21 protein-coding genes and 1 pseudogene are annotated in these 21,879 nt (G+C 70.9%); 7 read left to right on the top strand and 15 right to left on the bottom strand.

Translation table 11 applies throughout. The features are described from left to right. Nucleotides 1–230 precede the first annotated feature (230 nt). Both CLV68_RS29700 and CLV68_RS29695 read right to left on the bottom strand, forming a co-directional pair. Nucleotides 231–599 (bottom strand): DUF732 domain-containing protein, encoded by a 369-nt coding sequence (locus tag CLV68_RS29700; RefSeq protein ID WP_170224665.1) that lies wholly within the window; start codon nucleotides 597–599, stop codon nucleotides 231–233. Nucleotides 600–774: 175 nt separating this feature from the next. Further along, on the bottom strand, nucleotides 775–1,734 hold the full coding sequence (locus CLV68_RS29695; protein WP_211346811.1) for a hypothetical protein: 960 nt from the start codon (nucleotides 1,732–1,734) through the stop codon (nucleotides 775–777). Between the two features lie 74 nt (nucleotides 1,735–1,808). Here CLV68_RS29695 and CLV68_RS29690 point away from each other — a divergent pair, with 74 nt between their 5' ends. Further along, nucleotides 1,809–2,570 carry a PIN domain-containing protein gene (locus CLV68_RS29690; RefSeq protein WP_211346810.1) on the top strand — a complete coding sequence of 254 codons (762 nt, stop codon included), beginning with the start codon at nucleotides 1,809–1,811 and terminating at the stop codon, nucleotides 2,568–2,570. Between the two features lie 197 nt (nucleotides 2,571–2,767). Here CLV68_RS29690 and CLV68_RS29685 read toward each other — a convergent pair whose 3' ends face one another. The 6 genes from CLV68_RS29685 to CLV68_RS29660 all read right to left on the bottom strand — a co-directional run bounded on the left by CLV68_RS29685 (nucleotide 2,768) and on the right by CLV68_RS29660 (nucleotide 10,667). After that, nucleotides 2,768–3,622: a thiopeptide-type bacteriocin biosynthesis protein gene (locus tag CLV68_RS29685; RefSeq protein ID WP_121394311.1), complete on the bottom strand. Its 855-nt coding sequence runs from the start codon at nucleotides 3,620–3,622 to the stop codon at nucleotides 2,768–2,770. Nucleotides 3,623–3,644: 22 nt separating this feature from the next. After that, nucleotides 3,645–4,874: a lanthionine synthetase C family protein gene (locus CLV68_RS29680; protein ID WP_121394310.1), complete on the bottom strand. Its 1,230-nt coding sequence runs from the start codon at nucleotides 4,872–4,874 to the stop codon at nucleotides 3,645–3,647. Continuing rightward, on the bottom strand, nucleotides 4,871–7,942 hold the full coding sequence (locus CLV68_RS29675) for a lantibiotic dehydratase (RefSeq protein WP_170224664.1): 3,072 nt from the start codon (nucleotides 7,940–7,942) through the stop codon (nucleotides 4,871–4,873). The genes CLV68_RS29680 and CLV68_RS29675 overlap by 4 nt, the downstream gene beginning before the upstream one ends. Nucleotides 7,943–8,021: 79 nt before the next feature. Continuing rightward, nucleotides 8,022–8,177, bottom strand: a complete 156-nt coding sequence (locus CLV68_RS29670) for an FxLD family lanthipeptide (protein WP_121394308.1) — start codon at nucleotides 8,175–8,177, stop codon at nucleotides 8,022–8,024. Nucleotides 8,178–8,221: 44 nt separating this feature from the next. After that, nucleotides 8,222–10,150, bottom strand: coding sequence for a methyltransferase, FxLD system (fxlM, locus tag CLV68_RS29665; protein ID WP_246010174.1), 1,929 nt, complete (start codon nucleotides 10,148–10,150; stop codon nucleotides 8,222–8,224). Between the two features lie 151 nt (nucleotides 10,151–10,301). Further along, nucleotides 10,302–10,667 (bottom strand): hypothetical protein, encoded by a 366-nt coding sequence (locus CLV68_RS29660; protein WP_121394307.1) that lies wholly within the window; start codon nucleotides 10,665–10,667, stop codon nucleotides 10,302–10,304. Between the two features lie 330 nt (nucleotides 10,668–10,997). Between CLV68_RS29660 and CLV68_RS35830 the strand changes: the two genes are divergently transcribed. The 4 genes from CLV68_RS35830 to CLV68_RS29640 all read left to right on the top strand — a co-directional run bounded on the left by CLV68_RS35830 (nucleotide 10,998) and on the right by CLV68_RS29640 (nucleotide 13,424). Beyond that, nucleotides 10,998–12,329: a helix-turn-helix domain-containing protein gene (locus CLV68_RS35830; RefSeq protein ID WP_121394306.1), complete on the top strand. Its 1,332-nt coding sequence runs from the start codon at nucleotides 10,998–11,000 to the stop codon at nucleotides 12,327–12,329. A 57-nt stretch (nucleotides 12,330–12,386) separates the two neighbouring features. Next, on the top strand, nucleotides 12,387–12,719 hold the full coding sequence (locus CLV68_RS29650; RefSeq protein WP_121394305.1) for a hypothetical protein: 333 nt from the start codon (nucleotides 12,387–12,389) through the stop codon (nucleotides 12,717–12,719). Nucleotides 12,720–12,786: 67 nt separating this feature from the next. Next, the gene (locus tag CLV68_RS35825) at nucleotides 12,787–12,912 is read left to right on the top strand and encodes a hypothetical protein (protein ID WP_281274712.1); all 126 of its coding nucleotides are present in this window, start codon (nucleotides 12,787–12,789) and stop codon (nucleotides 12,910–12,912) included. Between the two features lie 152 nt (nucleotides 12,913–13,064). Next, entirely contained in the window at nucleotides 13,065–13,424 is a 360-nt protein-coding gene (locus CLV68_RS29640) for a hypothetical protein (RefSeq protein ID WP_121394303.1), read from the top strand. Here the strand turns inward: CLV68_RS29640 and CLV68_RS29635 are convergent. The 5 genes from CLV68_RS29635 to CLV68_RS29615 all read right to left on the bottom strand — a co-directional run bounded on the left by CLV68_RS29635 (nucleotide 13,346) and on the right by CLV68_RS29615 (nucleotide 16,734). Next, nucleotides 13,346–14,140: a hypothetical protein gene (locus CLV68_RS29635; protein ID WP_121394302.1), complete on the bottom strand. Its 795-nt coding sequence runs from the start codon at nucleotides 14,138–14,140 to the stop codon at nucleotides 13,346–13,348. The two genes, CLV68_RS29640 and CLV68_RS29635, sit on opposite strands and share 79 nt — an antisense overlap. A gap of 21 nt (nucleotides 14,141–14,161) precedes the next feature. Then, nucleotides 14,162–14,512, bottom strand: coding sequence for a hypothetical protein (locus tag CLV68_RS29630; RefSeq protein WP_121394301.1), 351 nt, complete (start codon nucleotides 14,510–14,512; stop codon nucleotides 14,162–14,164). 193 nt (nucleotides 14,513–14,705) lie between these two features. Further along, nucleotides 14,706–14,894, bottom strand: coding sequence for a hypothetical protein (locus tag CLV68_RS29625; RefSeq protein WP_121394300.1), 189 nt, complete (start codon nucleotides 14,892–14,894; stop codon nucleotides 14,706–14,708). Nucleotides 14,895–15,002: 108 nt separating this feature from the next. Next, the gene (locus CLV68_RS29620; protein WP_121394299.1) at nucleotides 15,003–15,482 is read right to left on the bottom strand and encodes a hypothetical protein; all 480 of its coding nucleotides are present in this window, start codon (nucleotides 15,480–15,482) and stop codon (nucleotides 15,003–15,005) included. Between the two features lie 106 nt (nucleotides 15,483–15,588). Continuing rightward, complete coding sequence (locus tag CLV68_RS29615; RefSeq protein WP_121394298.1) at nucleotides 15,589–16,734, bottom strand: DUF932 domain-containing protein; 1,146 nt, start codon at nucleotides 16,732–16,734, stop codon at nucleotides 15,589–15,591. Between the two features lie 449 nt (nucleotides 16,735–17,183). Between CLV68_RS29615 and CLV68_RS29610 the strand changes: the two genes are divergently transcribed. Continuing rightward, a complete protein-coding gene (locus tag CLV68_RS29610; RefSeq protein ID WP_246010173.1) occupies nucleotides 17,184–17,396 on the top strand; it encodes a DUF397 domain-containing protein in 213 nt (70 codons plus the stop codon). Between the two features lie 1,147 nt (nucleotides 17,397–18,543). On the opposite strand, the gene ligA is transcribed toward CLV68_RS29610, so the two are convergent. After that, on the bottom strand, nucleotides 18,544–20,613 hold the full coding sequence (gene ligA / locus CLV68_RS29605) for an NAD-dependent DNA ligase LigA (RefSeq protein ID WP_121394297.1): 2,070 nt from the start codon (nucleotides 20,611–20,613) through the stop codon (nucleotides 18,544–18,546). Nucleotides 20,614–21,021: 408 nt separating this feature from the next. Here ligA and CLV68_RS29600 point away from each other — a divergent pair. Beyond that, nucleotides 21,022–21,414 (top strand): annotated as a pseudogene (locus CLV68_RS29600) (phage terminase small subunit); the annotation flags it as partial. Here CLV68_RS29600 and CLV68_RS29595 read toward each other — a convergent pair. Then, on the bottom strand, nucleotides 21,411–21,746 hold the full coding sequence (locus CLV68_RS29595; RefSeq protein WP_121394296.1) for a hypothetical protein: 336 nt from the start codon (nucleotides 21,744–21,746) through the stop codon (nucleotides 21,411–21,413). The pseudogene CLV68_RS29600 and the gene CLV68_RS29595 sit on opposite strands and share 4 nt — an antisense overlap. Between the last annotated feature and the right edge of the window lie 133 nt (nucleotides 21,747–21,879).

Genomic DNA, 21,879 nt, shown 5'->3' with positions numbered 1-21,879 from the left:
GTAACCAGATTCTCTCAAACGGACCGCCGCTCATTTCGCTTACCCCACCCTGGCGATCATCCAACCGCTGGCGGGCGGCGTCCTGAATAAGCCTCCATGTCTTCCTCCTGGTTGAGGGAGTGCGGCGGGTGGACGAAAGGCCCGGCCGGGCGCCAGAGGGTGGCAGCGCCCGGCCGGGCCTCGAGCGGGCCGCGCTGGGGGAAGCGCGCGAGCCCCGCTCATTCAGGTGGTCAGGCGCGGCCGGGAAGAGCCAGGAGCCCGACGTGCTGCGGGCAGTAGTTGTGGATCGCGGCCACGATGATCACGCTGGCCTCGTCCGGGTAGAAGCTGCTGGCCAGGGGCTTCGCCACAGCCGGAACGCTCTTGCTCTTCTCCAGCGAGGCGCAGGTGTCCCGGCCGGCACGCGTGTAGTCGACGGATGCGTCCGGTGTCTTCAGCTCGACGTCGGCGGGGCGCAGCTCGGTGAGGTACAGGACGTCGGCGACGGTCAGATCCGGGGCGGGTTCCTGCCTGGGAGACCGCAGGCCGCAGCTGGACAGGGCGACGCCGGAGAACGCGGCGACGGCCGCGACGGCGAGGGCTCGGGAACGAAGGGCCACCCGGTGCCTCCTGGGTGCTGGTGGTGCGTGGACGGGCGCACGCCCAGCGGGACCGATCGGGACGGTCAGGGCTCGGCGAAGCCGACCGCGCAGCGGCACGGCCTTGACCGTCCTGGGTGGGTCTGCTGCCCTTCGGGCGTCCACGCGGCCGACAACCAGGCGGAACCGGACGTGGTCAGGCCGCATGCCTCGGCGCGGCCTCGCCACGCGGTGGTCCAGGCGTCCCGGCAGACCGCGCAGTCAACGCGGTTCCGCGAGGCGGGATCGACGTAGCTGCGGTAACCTTGGTACAGGCCACAGCAGGCTCGCCAGTACCGGCACACCAGTGAAGCCGCGTACCAGCCTTCGCTGGCGCAGCTCGGGCAATGGTACAGGTCGGCTGCGGGCGGCGGCGCAGCTCGGTCAGCGGCAGCGGGCGCACCACGCGGTCGCGCTGTTCCTTGAGGATCGCGACGTCGCCGAACTCGGCGCGGAACTCCTGCTCGCGGTGTTCGTAGTCGGCGAACCTGTCGGGGTGGCGCACGAGCCGGCGCCGCCAGTGGGCCTGGCCGCCGCGCACGCACAGGCCGCCGCAGTTCGCGTGGGCGAAGCCCTTCTGAGAGGCCGCGGGCGGGGTCAGGCCGAGCCCACGAGCCACTGCGAGCATCGCCTCCTTGGTCAGTTCCGGCTCGTCGGTCAGCGGGAACTGCACGGTCCACGGCGCCCACCCGGCGCGGACGCCGGGGATGCGGCGGGTTTCGCCCGCGTCGATGCCGACGTACAAGGTGGCCGTGCGCGGGTCGCCGTTGACCTCCAGCCAGCGACGGGCCAGCTGCTGCTTGAGGATCTTCGAGCACGGGGCGAGCCGGGAATTGCCCAGGAACCGGGAGTGCCAGTAGACCTCGAACGGGGTCCGGCCGTCCGCAACGCGCACCAGCGGGGCACCGAGTTGGGCGGCGGACTCGGTGAGGAACGCGTAGAGGCTGGTTTCTTCGGTCAGCGTGTCACTGAACAGCAAGATCATGTTGGCGGTGCCGTGGCAGGGGGCGACGCGCTGGGCGGTGGCCCAGCTGCCGAAGCCGCCACTTGTCGCCGCACCGGCCGTGTCAGGAAGGGTTCGTGTCCTGATCAGGAGGGTTTGGTCGCTGCGCGCCAAGCCTGTGTCGCGGAGCCATGTGTCTCGTTTCCCGCCGGAGTTCTGTTACGAGGGGAGCTGTTGTGGCTGGATCGGTGAGCCGACGTGTTCCTGACTCCTACGCGCGGCGTCTCCTGACGGAGCTGGACGCGATCGAGTCCGCCTTCGCGGACGTGCTCTCGGTGTCGGCGATCGTCGATGTCGATCCGAACCGCGGCGGGCGCGGCAGCGGCATGGTGTTCATCGGGTTCGCGATGTGGGGTTGGGCACCGAGTTCGGAGACGCTTGAGGCGGATCGGATGGCGTTGCTGCGCCGAGTCCGCGACTGGGGGCCGCGGTATCGCCTGCTGTTCCCGCACCCGACTCCGACGATGAGCAAGCGGCTCGACAAGAACACCGAGCTCTTGGAGTCGTGGCTGGTCAGGAAGTCCGGCGAGCACGATGTCCCGTCCACGATGGAGGAGGCGGCTCAGCTGCTCGGTGAGGCTGTGGCTGATGTTCGCAGTCTGGCCGACCTTTTCCCTGCCGACGAGTACGCCGTCCGGCTCGCGGTCGACACCAACACGCTGATCGACAACCCGGACCTGGCCGTGCACGTGGCCACGCCCGGCGGCAAGTACATGGTGCGCCTGCTGCCGGTTGTGCTCCGCGAGCTCGACGACCTGAAACGCGGAGGCAAGACCCAGGACCTGCGCGAGGCCGCCAAGCGCGCCGAGAGGCGGCTCAAGGGCCTGCGGACGAACGGCGACGCGAGCGTCGGCGTCCGGGTGGCGGGTGGCGGGTGGCGGGTGACGTGTGTGCCGTGTTCGAGTACGTCGAACCCAACAACGACCGTCTCCCGTCGTGGCTCGACCTGACCGTGCCGGACGACCGGTTCGTGGCGTCCAGCTTGCTTCTGCAGTCCGACATCCGGGATCCGTGCTGTACGTCGCGACGAGCGACATCAACCTGCAGACCAAGCTGGTGGCTGTCGGGATGCCGTTCATCGAGCTGCCCTAACCAGTCCTGGGTGCAGTTGCGCTCGCGTGCCCGGCACCGGCTGGCCTGATCGCGCTCACGTGCCGAGGACGACGGTCTTGGCGGTGTGCGCGATCAGGGCTTGGGTGTCGTGGGGCAGGCCGAGCCGGTTCCAGTGGAAGAGCACGTGGTGGGCCAGGACGGCCCGCACGCCTCGTCGGAGCGTCCCGGCGCGGGCCAGACGGCCAAGATGCTGTCCGGCTGTGTCGAACGCGGTGGCCCAGCCGGTGACGTGGGCCAGGGAGCCGCCGGGCTGCAGCAGTGGGCTGGTCGGGCTGGCGTCGACGGTCATCAGCCGCTGGAGGCCGGCCACGGCGGCATGGACCTGGTCGGCCGAGGTGCTGGCTGGCAGCGGCCGGTTGTCGGCGACGCGGGCCCAGATGTCGCCTTGTTCGTACCAGTCCTGTCCGGCGGCGCGCATGAGGTTGCTGCACAGCAGCACGGTCAGCTCCCTCCGCTTCTCACCAGGGCTCGGGCCGCGGCCGCGGTCACCGGCGAGATGGTCGAGCAGGTGCGTGCTGTCGGCGTGGAAGAGACGGTGGGCGAGGTCCATGGCCTTCTCGCCGCCGAACGCGTGGATCTCGGGTTCGTAGATCGTCGCGGTCGTCTCGGCGATGATTCCCTTGCCCCGCAGGGTGTCCAGTGCTCGCTGGACGACATGGTTCGCCTCGTGTGCGGTGCCGGGGACCGGTCGCCAGCGCAGTCGCCAGTACGGGTTCTTCCGGACGAACCACCAGCAGGTGATGAGCCCGGCGTGTTCGGCGGAGGCCATGAGCGGGCCCAGGTGAGTGGTGCCAACGTGTTCGGCAGTGGCGTAGTCGTCGATCCGCACGGCCACCTGAGCCCAACCGGTGTCGTCGGGTCCGGTGTCGATGTCGAGGCCGGCGCCCATGTCGTGTCCCCTTGTGTCGGTGTCAGGCGAGCAGGAGGCAGGTGTCCCAGCGGGTGGCTGGGGTGGTGCCGGTGATCGCGGCGTGCAGGGCGAGGGCGGCCCCGGTGCGGCCGTCGAGCAGTTCACTGCCCGCCTCGTCCCGTTCCAGGGCCGCGAGTAGCCGTTCGGTGAGGTCGGGCAGGTGGGAGGCCAGGACGGTGCTGGTGGCGTCGGAGGCTGCGCGGGCGGTGATGTGGAGCAGGCCGACCGCGCCGTGGCAGAGCCCGATGCCGGTGATCCGGTCGAGCTGGGCGGGGTCGCTCAGGCACGCGAGCAGCGCGTTCTCCGCGTCGGCCTGGCGGCGGGTGTCGCCGGTGGCGATCGCGGCGAGTTGTTGGGCGCGAGCCAGCCCTGGCGTGCCGTAGCACCAGGACGGCTGCCCGGGCAGGGTGTCGCCGGGGCTGCCGCGGTCGATGTCGTCGGGGGTGATCGTCCGGGGCCACCACGGCCCCGTCTCGCTGTGCTGGGTCCAGGTGTCGAGCCAGGTGAGGATCCGGTCGATCGCGTCGGTGTGCCCGGCGACGGTCAGACCCCGGAGCTTGGCGAGCGCGAGCAGGGCCAGCGGACCGGCGATGCCGTGGGCGAGACCGAAGTTCCCGTGACCGTGCGGGAAGTTCGGGGAGGGGCGGCCGGTGGGCGCCAGGTCGCTCCACCAGCCGGGCAGCCCGTTGCCGCCGGGGAGGGGTTCGGTGAGCCGGACGAGGTAGGCCACGACGTCGGCGGCGGTCTCGCTGTGTGGGTCGACGCGCAGGTGGTAGGCGCCGATTCCCGTGAGGCCGCGGAGCAGGTCGAACTCGGCCAGGGCTGGGGGTTCGCCTCGGTCGATGCGCGCGTGTGCCTGGTCCAGGCGGGCGCGGGTGAGGGCGGCGGTTGCGTGGTGCAGGGTGGTGCGGGCGCGTTGGTAGGTGTCGGTGCCGTCGGCGATGGCGTGGACGGCGAAGGCCAGCGCGGGGGCGCCGTAGAACAGGCTGGCCTGTGGCCCGGCGTCGACGCCGTCGGCGGTCGCGGCGGCGAGCCAGGCGTGGGCGGTGGCGGGGTCGCCGTGGCCGGTGCGGGCTCGTTCGGCGTGCAGCAGGGCGATGCCTGCGGCACCGTTGGCCAGCGACTGCGGCACCGGCCGGTGCTGGTTGCGCTCGGTGGACACAGTGGCCGGGTCGGCCAGGTCTCGCGCGAGCTGGTCGACGATGTCCTCGACGGTCCGCGGCTGGGTCATTGGGTTCCTCGGGTTCGGGCGGTCCAGCTCAGGGCTGCGGCGCGGGCGAGCCGGTGGCAGACGCGTTCGGTGTCGGGATTGATTCCGTTGGCGCGCAGGCAATGCAGGTGCAGCAGCGACCCGAGGACCGTGTCCGGGGAGATCCCGGCCGTGGTGAGGATTGCCCGGTAAGCGGCCAGTGCGGTGCTGCGCCGCTGCCAGGTGCCGATCAGCTCGGCGCTGCCGGGCTGTGCCCGGAGCGCGGCCCACTCGTCGGTTGGGTCGCTGAGGCGGGTGGCTTGGGTGTGGATGCGCCGGTCGGGTGCCGGGGCGGAGTCGGTGGTGAGGTGGTCGGTCAGCCAGCGCATCCCGGCCGCGATGTCGCCGAGGAACGACGCGGTGATGTCGACCAGGCTCGCGGCGGTGACCGCCAGCGGGTCGGCCGCGCTCACCACGGTCCGGTGTTCGCGTTGTGCGAGAGCGGCTGCGGAGTCCTCGGCGAACGCCGCCTCGGCGGCGGCCATCGCGGCGGCAGGGCCGAAACGGCCGGTCTCGGGCTGGTAGGTGTCCAGTTGCAGGCCGCTGATCAGGCCGAGCCCGCGCAGGCGCGCGGCCCAGTCGCCGACGCGTCGGGCGGCCTGGCCGAACTCGTCGGGTGTGGTGAGCCGGACCCGTAGGCGCAGGTGGTGGTCGGGGTCGCGGTAGGGCAGGAACCACCACGGCGGCGGTGTGTCCCACGTGGACAGCAGGGTCGGGAGGTGGCCGAGGACGGCGGTGTGCCGGTCGGGGTGGGCGAAGAGCTTCGCGTACAGCCACCGCCCGGCTCCGGGCAGATGTCCGTGGTCTGGGTCGATCGGGTGCACCGGCATGGTGCGGGCTGGTGCGGGTGCGGAGGTGGCGGCGAGCGGGACGATGATCTCGTGGGCGTGTCCGCCGATCCAGCCGAGCTCGCTGCTGGTGGGGGCTTCGTGGAGGGTGGCGCGTCCGTGCCGATCGATGGCGTCGCGCAGCAGCCGCAGGTGGGCGGGTTCGGTGAGGTTCAGGGGCAGCCGTTGGTCGGTGCTGCCGAGGAACACCGTGTCCGGGACCATCGCGCGCTCGCGCCAGCGGCCCACCCCGTCGACCCACTCAGGCCAGGTCGGGGCCGGTCCGGGCAGGTCGGCGGCGGTGACGATCCAGCGGGCGACGGCCAGGACGGTGCGGCCGTTGCGTAGGCGGGGCAGGAACGGCAGCTGGGTCGCGGCAGGCCCCCAGGCGAACGCGGCGCAGGTCGCGGTGCGCGCGGTGGGGAGCTCGGCCAGGAACCGGGCGAGCGGGTGGGTGAAGTTGGTGAACTCGACCGCGCTGAACAACGCGGGCTCGACAGGCCGCTGCTGGGACTGTGACCAGAGGACGAGGCGGTGCGGGTCGCCGACCACGACCAGGTCGTCCAGGTCCACCCGCCCGGTGGTGGGGGCGCGGTGTTCGCTGATCGGCAGCGTGTTGGCCAGCACGGCGGGGTGGCGGGCGACGTTCTCGGTCGCGGCGAACAGCGGCGGGCAGGACATCTGGGCGCGCAGCGCCCCATCGCGGACCGTGGGCAGCCCGGCGTAGACGTCGGTGATGCGCTGCTGGTCGGCGGTGTCGAGTAGGTCCAGGACGCGGCCGGTGGTGGCCCCTGCGGCGCGGAACACTCCGGCGACGACGAGGGTGAACTCGCCTCGGTCGACGGCGGCCGGGGTCGCGGCGTGCAGGCGGAACGCCAGCTCGGTGTGCGGCTGCGCCGCCGCGGTCGCCCGGTCCTGGGTCTCCAAGTCGGTCAGCAGGGTCTCGTCGACGGTGACCTCGACGGTGCGGGCCAGGGCGGCCCGCTGGGCCAGCGCGATCAGGCGGGTGTCCCGCTCGGTCAGCCCCGTGGCGGGCCGATCGAGGAGGGAGTCGCGGTATCCGGCGGGGAACCCGAGTCCGGTGCCGGGGTGGATGAGGTCCAGGACGCCGATCGCGGCACCGACACCATGACGCTCCAGGAAGCGGGAGTGGTAGTCGCGCCAGACCGGCGACCCGAATGGGTGCGGGGTCAGTCTGCTCAGCGCCGTGGCTGCGCGTTCGGCTTCCCGCGTGACCATCTGGGCCAAGGTCAGGGCGAGGTCGCCGCGAAGGTCGACCATCAGCGGCCGCTCGACGGCCGCGACTCGCGTCATCGCGGCGGTCACGGTCTCGCGCACACCGGGTGCCGGGGCGGCGTTGTGCTGGGCGAGCAGGGCGGCGATCTCGCGCAGGTCCTGCACGATCGGTCGGGCCTGCGGGAACTGGTCGGCATCCACCCGGTTGAGCTGCGCGAGCAGGTGCGCGAGCGGGTCCGCGGTGGTCATGGGCGGGCGGAGGTTGCTGATCAGCACCCGTTCGGTGATCAGGTGCGCGAGCACATCGTCGATCGCCGGGTGCGGTGTTGCGGGGAACTTGGCGGCCACCGTGTCGGCCAGCTCCGCGACCAGGATGGGTTTTCCGGCCGCCTCCACGATGAGGTCGATCGCGGGGGTGTGGCGCAGTGACACCTCGGCGGGCTGCTGGCCGGTGGCGGCGCCGGGGGCTTGGCGCAACCCGGTGATCAGGCGCCCGTCACGCAGCCAGCGCACGTCGGTGACCGCGACGGACAGGCGCTGCCGCAGCGGGTCGCACGCCTCCAGCCGGGTGATCACCGCGGCGAGCCAGCCGCCGTCGACCCGCGCGACCAGGCGGGGGACGCCGCTGTGCGCGACCGTGGTGAGGGTGCCGAAGCGGGCGGGGGCGATCCCGGCGAACAACCCGAACGGGGTGGCCCGGCCGGTGGCGCGCAGCAGGTAGCGCAGGGTCGAGACGACCGTGCGGCGCACCTGCCGGGCCCGAAGCTCGTGGCCGTCGATCACCCGGCGGGCCTGGCGGGCCAACACGGGGCTGGCGTCGGTCACCGCGTCGGCGAACGTCGTGATCGCCCAGACCCGCTCCAGCCAGTCCCGCCACCCGCTGACTTGCCCGGCCCGGTCGGCGGTCAGGTCCGGCCACGGCGGAACGGTCAGGTTCGCGGGGTGTGCGGCGGTGCGCACGATCGCCGCGTCGAGTGCGCGATACACCGGCAAGCTCCTTCCAGGCGCGGGAACGGCCGGCGGCGGGCCCGTGCTGGGTGCCCGCTACCGGCCGCCGGTCTCGTGGCTACTCGCAGTCGCTGTTGGAGCAGGCGCTCTGGCAGGAGGAGCCGCAGTTGTCGTCGGTGTTGCCCATCAGCGCCGGGATCACCGGGGCGGACTCGACGATGGTCAGGTCCAGGTCGAGAGCCGAACCGTTGGTGGGAGTGAGCTGTGCGGTCATGCCGACTTTCCTTTCCAGGGTTGGGTTTCTGCTGGGCCTGGCGGTCAGGACGCGGAGTCCTGCGGCCAGGAGATCGAGACGCGGGTGTGCTGCTTGTCGATCACGCGGCCGTGCGGGAGGTCGGCGTCCGGGGTACCGGCGGGCCAGACGTCGATGTGGGCGCCGGGGCCGTGGCGGTGGTCGCGGTCCCAGGCGCGGATGAGCTCGGCGTAGTCCTCGGCCAAGCGCTGCGCGTCGGGACCGTGGGCGTAGACGCCGAACTCGAAGCTGCTGCGGTCCGGCGAGGTGGGCCGGTGGGCGCGGTAGGCGAAGGTCGCGCCGTCGATGACGGTCTTGGCGCCCATCCGGGTTCCGGGCGAGACCAGGCCGCTGTCGCGGGCGGACTGCTGCGCGACCAGCAGCGCGAAGTGCTCGGCCTGGCTGGCCAGCCACAGGTCCATCTCGTGGAACGGCTCGAACCCGCCGACCTCGACGCCGGACCACACCTCGACTCTGGGCATGTCCAGGGCTGCGCGCAGGCCCTCGGGATCGGCGGGGTTCTCGCCGTCGATGCGCAGCGCGACCTCCTCCCCGCGCAGCAGGGTCAGCCGCTCCCGGTTGGCGCCCTCGCCCTGCATCGACACGAACCCGCACAGCCGGTGCCCGGTGCTCACCAGGTGCTCGCCGTCGCGGGCCAGGACGAACGAGCGCTCCAGCCCCCGGACCCGCAGCGGGACGACGATCCGGCCGTCCTGCGCGAGCTGGTCGATCCAGGCCGGGGGGATGTCCCAGGCCCCGGCGGTGACGATGATCCGGTCAAACGGGGCCCGACCGGGTGCGGCGTGCTCGCCGTCACCGAGGATCACCGCGACGTGCGGGTATCCGGCCGCGTCCAGGCAGCGCCGCGACCGCTCGACGATCTCGGCGTCGATGTCCAGGGTGGTGACCTGCCCGGTCTCGCCGACCAACTCGGCGATCAGCGCGGCGTTGTAGCCGCCCGAGCCGATCTCCAGCACCCGCATCCCCGGCCGCAGCTCGGCCTGCTCGAGCATCGTGGCCTGCAACCACGGCGCCGACACCGAGCTGGTCACCAGCCCGTCGGCGTCGTACTTGCGCTCGACGATGTCATTGCGCCGGTAGGCGGCCTCGGCCGTCTCGTTCGGGGCGAACAGGTGCCGGGGTACGCGGGCGAACGCGGCCTCCACCTCGGAGCTGCTGAAGTCGCCCTGCCGCCGCATCTCGGCGACCATCGCCGCCCGCAGCTCGTCCGGCGTGCTGGTCGCGTCGGCGACGCTGCTGTCATCTCGGAGTGTGTTCACTCGGTCACTCTTCCAGTTCTCCTCAAGTCGGTTTCCGCCGGTCTGTGGCCTCGCCCGTGTGGGCGGCGACGGACGGGCGCGCACCGAGAGCTGCGCGGCGCATCCCAAGGGCGGCAACAACATCGACCACACTCCTCCCTCGGCGCCAGGATCGGCCGTGGCGGTCTCGCAGTGTGCTGGAGCACCCCGACAACCCAGTTGGTCACTCCAGCCGCCGCATGCCTCGCATGACGCGGTCCAGCAGGTCGGGGTCGGTCTGGATCGGCACCGGCCGCAGCGGATCCGGGATGCTGCCCGGCTCGCGACGGGGCAGCTCAGCGACGGGCCGGTGGTGCGGGGGTCTGGCATGTCGTCCTCGATCCTGGGCAGTACTCCGGTGGGCCAGTCGTCGGCGGTGGGCGTGGCCAGCCCGTGCGGGTCGGTGTCGTTCACCGACCAGTTCAGGCGCAGGGCGCGGCCCTGCTCGGCGGCGCGGATCAGCAGGTCGGCCACGGAGACGGCCTCGTCGCTGTGCCCGTCATGTCGGCCCATGACGACCGGTGCCGGGCTGTACCGCAGGGCCAGCCGGATGGCCGCGGCCCGGCTCCGGCGTTGGCGCAAGACATCGCGGGCCAGCCGCCCGCCGAACCCGGCCAGGCAGGCGGCCACGACGATGCTGGCGAACAGGGCGAACACAGGTCACGGCCGTGGTTCGGCAGGACGGCAGCGGTCGGGCCACCAGCAGGCCAATCGCACCGCGAACGTGGCCGCCGCGACGACTTCCGCCCACGCGAGGGTGCTCACGACGAACTCCTCAGCTGAGAACACGGCCCGATCGAGGCGCGCATCACGGCGCCCACAGCAGGGACTGGCTGATGACCAGGCTCGGGGCACCGGGTGCGCCGAGCTCGGGCAGGCCGAGCAGGTCGGTGACGACCTCGGCGACGTCGGTGCCGTCGCGCATCCACACGCAGCCGCCGCCGTACTCCTCGGCCTGGACGCGGGCGGCGATGACGTGGGAGCGGTCGAACAGGTAGATCGCGTCGGTGTACTGGTCCACCGACCGGCTCCCGGCCAACCCCATCAGCTGGTCGTGCTGGTCGTGCAGCGGCCGGAACACCCAGCCCGCGTCACGAACGCCCACCAGGTGAGCAAGCTCGGGGTAGTGGCTCACCGCGTCGGCCTCGGTGATCGGTGTCCTCGCCTCGTCCACGACAGGTCCCCCCAGCACGTCGGCAGTCGGTGGGCACCCGGTGCCGGGAACGATCGGGTCCGACCGTCCTGCCTGCCCCACCCTCGCGGGCAGGACCCGGGGGAAGCTCGTCCGGCCGGTCTCGCACCGACACCAGGCGCCCCGCAGTCGAGCCTGCCCAGCACGGGCGGCAGCCGGAACCGAGCCGAACACGGAGATCAAGACCGGCTGCACCCGGCGGATTGACCAGGTCGGGCCCGGAGGATTGGGCGGAGGATTAGCCGCAGGAACCCGCGTTTCCCCAGAGGGAGAGCTACGCTGGGCAGTCGAGTCGTCGCGGAGGGATGACAGGTGTCCGGCGAACCGAACGACCTGCTGCGGGCCGCCCGCGAAGCCGCCAACATGACCCAAGGTCAGCTCGCGGAGCTGGCGAACACCCAGGTAGAGCAGGCGACCGGCACTGCGGGGGCGATGGACGCCGACTACATCGGCAAGCTCGAACGCGGCATCCACCGCTGGCCCAACCGCCAGTACCGGGCCGCCCTGCGGCAGGCACTGCACCGGTCCAGCGATGGCGATCTGGGCTTCTTCAGTACCCGCTCCCGCGCCGCTACCGTGGAATCACCTCGCCCGCCGCACGATGGAGGTGACGACGTGGAACGCAAGACCTTCCTGCGGGTGCTGACCGGCTCGGTCGCCGGGATGGCCTTCGCCGATCCACTCGGCGCGTTCGTCGCCACAGCGTTACCCGGCACACCACCACGCCGGGTCGGTCAGGCCGAGGTCGACCAGGTGCGCCACCTCGCCCGCATGTTCGCCACCCAGGACCACCTCTTCGGCAGCGGCCTGTCCGCCGAGGCCGTGGTCACCCAGCTGTCCACCTCCGCGCAGCTGCTGCACGGCCGCGTCGCCACCGAACTGGTGCGCCAACGCCTGTTCTCCGCGGTGGCCGACCTCGCCGACATCGCCGGCGGCATGTGCTTCGACGCCGGAGATCACGCGAAAGCCGAACGCTGCTTCCGGTTCGGGGTTGGCGCCGCCACCGAGGCCGGTGACTGGGCCATGCGCGGCAAAGCGCTCTCCGGGCTGGCCAACCTCGCCGTGCACCAGGGGCGCCCCGACGACGCGCTCAGCTTCGCCGAGACCGCCCTCGTGCGCGCAGACCGGCTCACCCCCGTGGTCAAGGCCGTCATGCACACCCGCCACGCCCGCGCCCTCGGCCTCGCCGGGCCCCACCGCGAAACCGACTGCCTCACCGCCACCGGCCAAGCCCAGGACGCCTTCGCCCGCACCGGCGGGGACGAACCGGACTGGATCGCCTACTACGGTCCAGCCCACCTCGAACGCGACCTTGGGCGTGCCCTGCTGCACCTGGCGGTCAACGGCGGCGACCACACCGCCGCCCAGGCCCACCTCGTCGCCGCGATCGACCGGTTCCCCCAGCAACAGTCGCGAGGCAAGACCCTGGCCATGGCCAACCTCGCCCACCTCACCATGGCCCGCGACGACCCGAACCACGCCGCCACCCTCGGGCACAACGCCCTCGACGACCTCGGCCCCATCCGCTCCGACCGGGTCTTCGAGGCATTGCGGCAACTGCGGATCGCCGGACGCCGCCACCGCACGATCCCAGCGGTACGGGAACTCAACGCGCGCATCGACCGCGCCCTCAAACCGGCATAACCGCGCCACACCGTCGATCCCGGCCGGCGTCGGTGGCACCAACTTGAGTCGCTGGCCATGACCTCACGTCTGGAACTCGATCTCCCCGCCGGAAACGACACCCTGCCCTTCACCGACCTGGCGGGATTCGTCGACCACGTCCGCGCCGCCGGAGCCAACGCCGACACCCCGGTCGTGGCCGTCGCCGCCGAGCAGGACGAGTCCATCCTGATCGCGCTGCGCGTCGAACTCGACGGCCTGGCCGCCCGGCCCGCCACCATCGCCGTCGACCGCGCCGACATCAAGGACCTGCTCACCGAGATCGACGACAACGACGGCGACACCCGATCCCACCAGCAGACAGTGCGCGAGCTGCGGCAACGGCTGACCGGACTCGCCCTGGGGTCCTGAGCCCCGGATGGCCGAGCACGGGGTCCACCGGCTGCCCGCCCGGGGTGGGCGGTGCTGGATGTGCGGGATGCCCACCCGTTGGGCGGAGAAACTGCCCGCCCGCCGCCATCGTGCCCGGCTGCTGTGCCAGCGGCACGCCGACCTCATGCTCGGCACCCGCGACCCCGGCCAGGCCGACGAACAGCATGAGTGACCGTCACAGGGCACAGGCTCCTCTGCCCGGCTGATCGACATGGGTTGGTTCAGGCGCAGGAAGTCTCAAGCAGAGCCTAAGCGACACCGCTACGTACAGCAGGGGGCGCTGCGCGAACACGAGCTCATGCACGACCTGGCCGGGTCGGCCCGGTGACCCAGGCCGAGGTGAAGACCACCAAACCGAACGTCGTGCACCAGGCGATCGACCTCAAGCGCTGCGAGGGCGTCTGGACCTGCGACGACCTGTCCGAACTCGTCCCGGATGTGCCGGTCCGGCGGCGGTTCCCGACCATGGCCGCCCTGCTGGACGACGTGTTCCGCCATGTCGCCGAGCGGGAGCTATACCACATGAAGCGGGATGGGTCCGCCGAGATCGTGATCATGTTGCTGGAGCCGACGTTCGAGGTGCTGGCCAAGAACATCCGCTTCCGCTACCTGGTCAAGCACGGCCAGGACCCCAACACCAAGGTGATCGTCGTGCAAAGCTGGCTGCGTCCGCTCGAGCGTTGAACACGGCCGCGCACCGCGGGGTTGTGCGGGTTGGCGGGGTGTGCCGGTCGACCCGCACACCCCGCCAACCCGCACAACATGCATCTGCGCTGATCAAGGGGTGTCCGGCTGCTGCGGTGCCCCGCACAGGCCATCGGCACACCCGTGCGGGCCCACCCGCCGTGATCGACGATCGCGGCGATGATCGTGTCGATGCTCTGCACGGACACCGGGTGTTTCGCCCCGCTGACCCGCTGTCTCGGCGGGCGGGGCGCGGACACACTGGACCGGCGGAGGGCTTCGCCGAGAGTCCTTGCGTCCCAACCGATCCGCGCGGCCATCTCGGCGGTGGACGCGATGCCACGCTCGTCCTCCGCGAGCGCATCGGCCAGCAACGCCAGCACCTCGGGAAGCTCCGCGTCCCCACCGTCCTGTTCACCCCGGTCTCCGGCGCTGGCCGCCAGTTCGGCGAGGGCGTGTTCGTCGACCGGAGCGAGCGGGGTGAGCCCGGCCGCGTCGCCGGTGAGCAGCCCAAGTTCGACTCGGCGGTCCCTGCCGGTCTCGGCGGCGGCTTTGGTGGGGCCGAGGTCGAGTTTCGCGGCCCGAATGATGACGCCCTCGGAGGCGCCGACGCCGGAGAGGTCGTCGGCGGGGAGCCAGGCGGTTTCGCGGTGGCGGGCGGTGAACTTGGTGGCGTCGACCCCGGCCGCGTGCCAGGCGAGCTCGGCACCCGGCACGCGACGGCGTTGAGGGATTGGTCAGTCGACGAGGTCACCGAGGACGCGGCTGAGCGCCTTGCCTTCGATTCGTGGCCTGGACACGAGGCGCCCGGCGCGCAGCTCGGTGCTCAGGAACTGACCGAAGCTCTCGCGGCCTGCCGGGTTGAGGACCAGGTGCAGGTCCGCCAGTTCGACGCCGGTCGCGTTGTCGGCCTGGCCGTGCAGCAGCGCGGCGAACTGGTCGTCGTCTCCCCACGGGCTCAGGGGGCGGCTGTAGCCGGTGAGGCAGTCGGTGCAGCCGCAGTCCGGCGGGTCGATTCGTTTCGGCTCGGTGATGGATGACTCCCTGGTCAGCGCGGTGTGCGTGGACCGGGAGGGCGCAGAAGGCACGGCCGAGGCAGTCCCAGGCTCGGCGCAGCCGACCGCGCAGCGGCGCGGACTTGACGGCCTCGGCCGGGTCTGCTGGCATCACCGGTCCACGCGGCCGCGGCAGGCCAGGTGCCGGGCGTTTGGGCATGCGCTGGGGCCGGTCAGGTCGAGGCATCGAGCGAGCGTCACGGCGCTGCCGGACACGGCTCAGCCGTCACCGGCAGTTACGGGAGCCGCATTCAAGTAAGTAGCCCTCGTGCTCGGCGTACCAGCGGGCGCAGGTGCAGTAGATGCGCAGGCCACACCACTCGATTTGGCCGTCGCCCATCACGTGGTTGGTGGCCGGATCGCGCCACAGGTTGAGTGGGTTGCGCGACACGGACTTGAGGGTGGTGGCGGACATCGAATGGACCTCCTCGCTGCGTGTGGACCGCCGGGTGCGCTGGCCGGGGTGGTGGAGTCGGGTCCCGTTGTGCGCCAGTCGTTCTGGCGCGGCTGGCGCACAACGGGTTCACGCCGGGCGGGGATGGTCGAAGATCAGCCGGTCCTGGATCGGCCAGGCGGAGTTGCTCAGTTCTCGCCATCCGGGCAACTGCGTGACGGTCATGCGGTGCAGGGCGTCGAGGAAGGCGTACGCCTCGCTGTCGGGCCAGCCGGGGTGCTCGCACGACTGGTTCTGCAGGCAGGAGATCGCCTTGAGCACCACGACCGGGTCCGGCTGGCCCGGCAGTTCTTGGAACAGGTAGGGCGGTTCCCACTGGTCACGCTGGTGCGCGTGGTTGACGCTGCGCACGTTTTCGGCGAGCAGCATCGCGCCGATCCGGCCGGCGGAGGCCGGGCTCAGCTGGTGGGCAAGCACGGACAGGTCCTCGGGCTGGCCACTCTCGGGCATCGGGTAGTACCACGTCAGAGGGCTTCTGTCGCGGCCGTAGACGAGCCCGGCGGTGAGCAGGGCGTCGATGTGCTCGACGTCGACGAGGAATGCGGACATGGCAAGTGGCCCTCCTGGGCGGGGTGAGGGCGCTGCGACGCAGCGTGGACAGGAACAACGGGCGGTGGAGTGCCAGCCGGGCGCTCCCCCGGCCGGCACCTGTGTCTCATCGCTGGTAGGAGGCCGCGACCTCCAGGGCGCGCAGGCCGGTGCGCTCCAACTCGTAGGCGGCGTCGGCGTCGACGAGGGTCTGGGCCGCGCTGGTGACCGCGTGCAGAACGCCGCCGGCGGTGGTGTCCGCGCCGCGGATGAAGTGGGCGAGGATCCGGTTCTGCTGCTCGCCGGTGTAGCCGACGATCTTGCCGACGTGCTGGATGGTGGCCTCGGGGTCGATCACGTCGACGTGGGCCTTGCCCGCGATCTCGTTGAGCTTGCGGACCATGTAGTCGACGTTGAGGAAGGTGCGGACGGCGTCGCGGGCCCGCGAGGTGGCGGTGGCCAGCTCGCGCTTGGTGGTCTCCTCGGAGTACTGGATGACGCCGTGCTCCAGCTTGGTGCCGTTGTGGATCGTGCGCATGGCGTCCTTGGTGACGGTCAGGCCGTTGGTGCAGATCTGGACGGTGAACTGCGGGGTGATGGTGGACGCGCCGAAGCCGAGCTCCGAGTTGGTCAGCACCACCCCGGCGGCCACCACCGGGTTGTCGGCGCCGGTGCGGCCGGTGAACGGCGAGCGGTAGAACCGCAGCAGGTCGGTGGCCTCGGTGGTCACCCGCGGCGCGACGATCTTGACGATCATCCGCCGGTCGGTGAGTTCTCCGGTGATCTCCACCTCCGCGCCGCGGTCGGCGATGCCCTCCAGCACCGCCATCAGCAGCGGGAGGTTGTCCCGGATGCCGTAGGAGTCGCTGAGCAGGGCCCGGCCGACGCCCGGCTGGTCGTCATCGCCCTGGAAGGTGCGGACCAGGAAGGGCCGGTTGGGCTCCATGGCCAGCCAGGTGTTGACGTTGTCGGCCAGCAGCGGGAGCTGGTTGTACTCGCGCATCCGGGCGAGGTAGTTGGCGGGCACCTTGAGCTTGCCCGCGATGCCGCTGTCGAACGTGCCGGTCAGCTGGAAGTGCGAGGTGTCGCTGACCCCGTTGGAGGTGATCCTGGGCTCGTCGAGCTCCAGCAGACCTTCCGGGGTGACCCTCATCTTGTGGGCGGGCACGACCATGTCCTGCTTTCGGCTGTCCTGCGCGCGCAGCTTGGCGATCAGGGACTCGATCGACAACCGGGGGCGGCGGGTGAACGGCGCGAGCTCGGTGGTGGTCATCGCGCTGGGACTCCTTCGTTGGTGGTGACCTCGGGTTTTGGCGGACCCGAGGGAGGGGCTGCACGGCGGTCGCGGTCGTCGCGGTATGTCGCCGTGGTGATGCTGGCCCCGCCCAGTTGTGGGTGGGGTGCGGCTCGTCCGGGCCGCCGGCCAGGACGGCCGGGGCGTCCGCGCTCGCCCGACCGGCGTGAGATCGCGCGGAGCGCGACCCCGGAGGGGCTGGTCTCGTCTCACCCGTGTCGGCGCGGGCAGCGGCGCATCGGGCGCAGCCTGGCCCGGTGGTCCAGAGTTCGCGACTGCCACCCACCGAGCGGGGTCAAGCACCGTCTCGGCGGGCGATGCACGCCTGCGCGAGCTCACGGGCGTGCCTGAGTACAACTGGGCAAATGAGCAAGCCACCGCAGCGATGACGACAAGGAGCAGATTCGAGGTCACCTGAATCTGTCGAGGTGCTGAAGTGGCGGCTCGCTGCTCCGAAGGGCGCCGACCCTGCGGGCGACTGGTTCGAGGTGGGCTTCATCAAGCACTCCGATGGCGTCACCTACACCGTGATGCGCAAGTCCCAGGAGCCGGGGGGCACGGTGCTGGTCTACACACCGATGGAGCGGGAGGCGTGCCTCGCCGGCGCGGAGGATGGCGCGTTCGACGGCCCCTGGCAGTAGGTGGCACAGCAGCAGAAACGGCTGCGCCCAGCCTTCAGCAGGACGGGCGCAGCCGTGTCCAGGGCGTAGCTACTGGTCAAGCCCAGTTGAGTCGTGCGATCTCGATGGGGATTCCTCGGGCTGCTCGGCAGTCGCCGAGCCTCGGGCCGATGCCGCTACTTCGGAACCTTGATGGCCCATGTACGCCGCAGCTCCTGCTCCGCCACCGCGTGCAGCCGTTTCGGCGTCCCCGTTTACGCCAGCGTGCCGCGCCACGGCCGTGCCAGGGAGGTCGTCGGCTCGGTCAGATGCTCGGTGTGGATGTGCAGGTAGAGGTTGACCCGAAGCCACAGTCCCACCCTAGCTGGATGGTTCAACGCGCGGTCTCAGTGCGGACCCGACACTCGAAGCCTGTTCAGGATGACGTAGATCGCTACGTTCACGCAACTGGCTGATGGACGAAGAAGGGCATCATGAGAACGATTCAAATCACATGATTTGAATCGCAGCGCGCCTCAATTGGCCCAGGCGGTCGAGCGTTAACGGTCACGGGGCGCCGATGACCGTATTGGTGCTGGTAGGCGCGGGATGATGGCCGCCGATGCGGGTGGGACGGACGACGTGCTTACGTGGTGATCACCCCGGATGGCGAGTTGCTCGAACAGCGCGCCGACGACCGTCCTGATCCGGACAATCCGGAGGGGTCTATACCAGTCCGCGTTGTGGGCAGCGGATTCGGGAAGCATCGCGGCGGGCGTCAAGGTCGATCCGGATGAGCCGGTCGCGATCGACGGCCTCCCGCTGCCTGGACAGACGATGCGCATCAAGTTGTCGACCCTTGCCACGCGCGCGCTACCCAGAGTTGTTCCGTCCCAAGCCTTGTGGCAACGCCGTGGCGTAGATCCTGAGCTTGCACCTGACGGAATGTGTGGACGGCCGGATAGCAATCGTGTGTGAGGAGGGCGCCGAGAGCGCGCCCCTTCGCTCGGCACGCAGCAGCTGGAGGCGATCCGGGTCGCGCACAAGAAAGCGCCAAGCGATGCCGGTGAAACGGCACACTAACACCGCATCCGGTCAGCGGTTACCACAGGGCCAGGGCTGGTTCTCCCGGATTTTCCGGGAGAACCAGCCCTTCTTCGATGGAGGCTTGTCTCCGCTCGTCGGGGCGTCAGCGGCCCAGGAACTTGTTGTGCAGCGCGGCGAACTCCTCTCCGGTCATGGTCTCGATGTTCAGTTCCTCGGCCTTGAGCAGCTTGCTGCGGGTGGAGCCGCCCGCCCCGGCGACGACCAGGTCGGTCTTCGCGCTGACCGAGCCGGACACCGTGGCGCCCAGTCGGACGGCGGCTTCCTGTGCATCGTTGCGGTTCAGCGCCGGGATGCTGCCGGTGATCACCACTTTCTTGCCTGCCAGCGGCAACGCTTCGGCCTGCCCGGTGGGCATCTGCTCGGCCTGGGTGGCGATCCCGGCGGCGATCAGCCGGTCGATCACGTCGGTCCGTTCGCGCAGCCCCTGATAGATGGACCGGGCCTTCTCCGGGCCGATGCCGTGGATGTCGGCTAGTTCGTCCGGCGTCGCGGCGCGCAGCGCGTCCAGGGTCTGGAAGTGCGCTGCGAGCCAGCGACCCACGCTGCGGCCGGTCTTGGGGATGCCGAGCGCGGTGATGTGCCGCGCGAGCGGCTGGTCTTTCGCGGCGGCGATGCCGGTGACCAGCTTCTCGGCGGTGGCCATTCCAATCCGGCGCACGGACGCCGTGTCGGCCACGGCCTCGCTGGGGCGCGGGTATTGGACGGCGGCGATCCGCGCGGCGTCGAGGGTTAACAGGTCGGCGACGTCTCGGACCAGCTCGGCGTCGACGAGCGCACCGGCGATCTCCTCGCCCAGGCCGTCGACGTCCCAGACGTCCCTGCTGGCCGCGTAGGTCAACCAGGCGACCAGGGAGCAGGACGGTGTGTTGCAGCGCCACAGTTCGCTGGCGGTGTCGAGCGGCTGCTCGCACTGCGGGCAGTTCGACGGTGGCGTCCACTCGATCACGTCGTCGGGCTGCGTACCGGCCGCGGCGACGATCCGAGGGATGACGTCACCAGCGCGGGAGACCGCGACGCGGGAGCCGATGCCCAGCCCCTGCCCCAGAATCCAGGTGACGTTGTGCACGCTGGCGAGGGTGATGGTGGTCCCGCCGACGGCTACGGGGTCGATCACCGCCCGGAAGCCGACGCGCCCGGTCCGGCCGACGGAGACCTTGATTTCGCGGAGGATCGAGAACGCCTGGTCCGGCGCGAACTTGTACGCCAGCGCCCATCGAGGTGCCCTGCTGCTGGTGCCCATCCGGGTCCGCTCGATGCGCGAGTCGGCCTTCACCACGACGCCGTCGATCGGCACGGTCAGCCGCGGGCGGCACTCGCCGATCGCGGCGATCGCCGCTAGGACCTCCTCGTCGTCGTTGCAGATGATCGGCGTGCCGGGTGGCACTGCCGCGGCGGTCAGCGCCGCGGCGGTGGTGAACCCCATCGACTTGAGGTAGGCCATGCGCTCGACGTGGCTGTCGAAGCCGCCGAGTTCGTCGCCGGCCGCGGTGTAGGCGGCGAAGCTCATCGGCACGGGGTAACCGGGGTCGACCTTGCGGATGGAGCCAGCCACCGCGTTGCGCGGATTGACGAATGCCCTCTTGCCGAAGGCAACTCGCGCAGTGTTGGCCGACTCGAAGTCGGCGTCGGTCATGTAGATCTCGCCCCGGATTACCCCTGACCAGAAACTGGGCAGAGTGGCGGGCAGACATGCGATGCCAGGTTCACGGGTGACCTGAGCGGTGACATCGTCGCCGGTCGTTCCGTCACCGCGGGTGGCGGCCTGGACCAGGCGGCCTTCGCGGTAGGTGACGCTGACGGCCATGCCGTCGAGCTTGAGCTCCACGGCGATGGCGCCGTTCGCAAGCTCAGCGACGAACTTGGCGACTTCCTCCGGGGTGGTGGCCTTGTCCAGGCTGAGCATCGGCGCCGTGTGCTTCACCGTGCCGCCGGACGCCCCCGCCGCGATATCGGTGGTGATGCCGTGGCTGTGCCGGTCGGGGTACAGCTGCACCGTCGCGACGATCCGGGCGGTGAGCAGGTCGTAGTCGCCGTCGGACATCAGCGGCTCGGCACCGTCGTGGTAGGCCGTACCTGCCGCGCGGGCCTCGGTGACGGCCTGGTCGAACTCGGCGCGATCGACGAACGGCACCGGGTTGGTAGCTGGATGCATGAGGACGTGCTCCTCGGTGGTCGGATTGCGTGGACCACGCGAAGGCAAGCGGGCGGGAGGGGTTGCGGGGCAGGGCTCGGCGCAGCCGACCGCGCAGCGGCATCGGCCTTGCCCCGCTCCCCCGGCCTGCTCCGGTGCGGTGGTACGCGCGCCCGGCCGCTGTAGGTGTACGCCAGTGAAGACCTCAGCAAAGCAGGCGTCCGGCCTCGTGTGAGCTGGCGATACGCAGAGAACTCAAATCCACATGGTTTGAATGTCTCTCGTCGCGCAGGCTGCGGCGGAGGGGGCCTCAGGGGCGCTGCGGCGAGTTGGCGATGACGCGCCCCACGTCGCGGTACCGCTTCGCGAGATCGCTGGGCTGCTCCCCCGGCCTGGGATCGTCCAGAGCCGGCGAGTCCCCGAAGACGTCGTAGAACGCCTCGCCGCAATACGGATGAGGCCGGTCCGGTGGACCGGGTTCCCGCGGTCGGCCTGGTCGACGTGCCCGGGCTGGGCATCCCCGATGCCCACCCGATGATCATCGACTTCTACGCCAGCCTCGCGGCGTCGGCGCAGAGCAAGTACTACGAGCCGTCGGACTGGCAGTTCGCCCGGTTCACGCTCACCTTTGCCGATCGCCTGGTGAAGAGCAGCAAGCCATCGGCTCAGCTGCTCACGGCCGTGAACTCGGCACTGACCGATCTCCTGGTTTCCGAGGGCGCCCGACGGCGCGTGCGGCTGGAGATCGAGCGGGAGCAGACCGCGAACAACGTGGTGGACATCGCCGCGATGTTCCGCGAACAGCTCACCGCCGTGCCCTAGTCCGTGTCGCGCTGGAGTACCGCGCTGGCGTGGACGAGCTGGTCCCGCAGCCACGGTTCGTCCCGCCGACCATCGGCGTACTGGAGCTTGAAGGACACGACGGCCATCCATCCCCCGCGATACACCGGCACCCACCGAGTCAACTGACCCGGCACGAGCCCGGTCATGTGGACGCCCAGCTCGTTGACACGGGCGGGCTGTCCAGGCAGGACCGGACAGAGTCGCCCCAGGTCCACCCACACGCGCTTGGGCTCCTCCCGGAGCCCGTGAATCGCGTCGATCACGCGCGGCTCGGTGCCCGAGACCGCAGGCCCCTTCTCGCTCGAACTCATGTTCGAGACCGTAACCCGGGTGGCGTGATCAAACCAACCCCCGACACCACACAAGGCACCAGCTCAGCAGGTAGAGCACCCGATTCGGGATCGGGAGGTCCGGGGTTCGACTCCACGGTGTCCGACCACAGAG

Origin of the sequence: Actinokineospora cianjurensis (assembly GCF_003663795.1) — a bacterium.
GTDB lineage: Bacteria > Actinomycetota > Actinomycetes > Mycobacteriales > Pseudonocardiaceae > Actinokineospora > Actinokineospora terrae.
The sequence above is the reverse complement of the archived record's forward strand: the minus strand, read 5'-3'. Positions and strand labels throughout refer to the sequence as shown.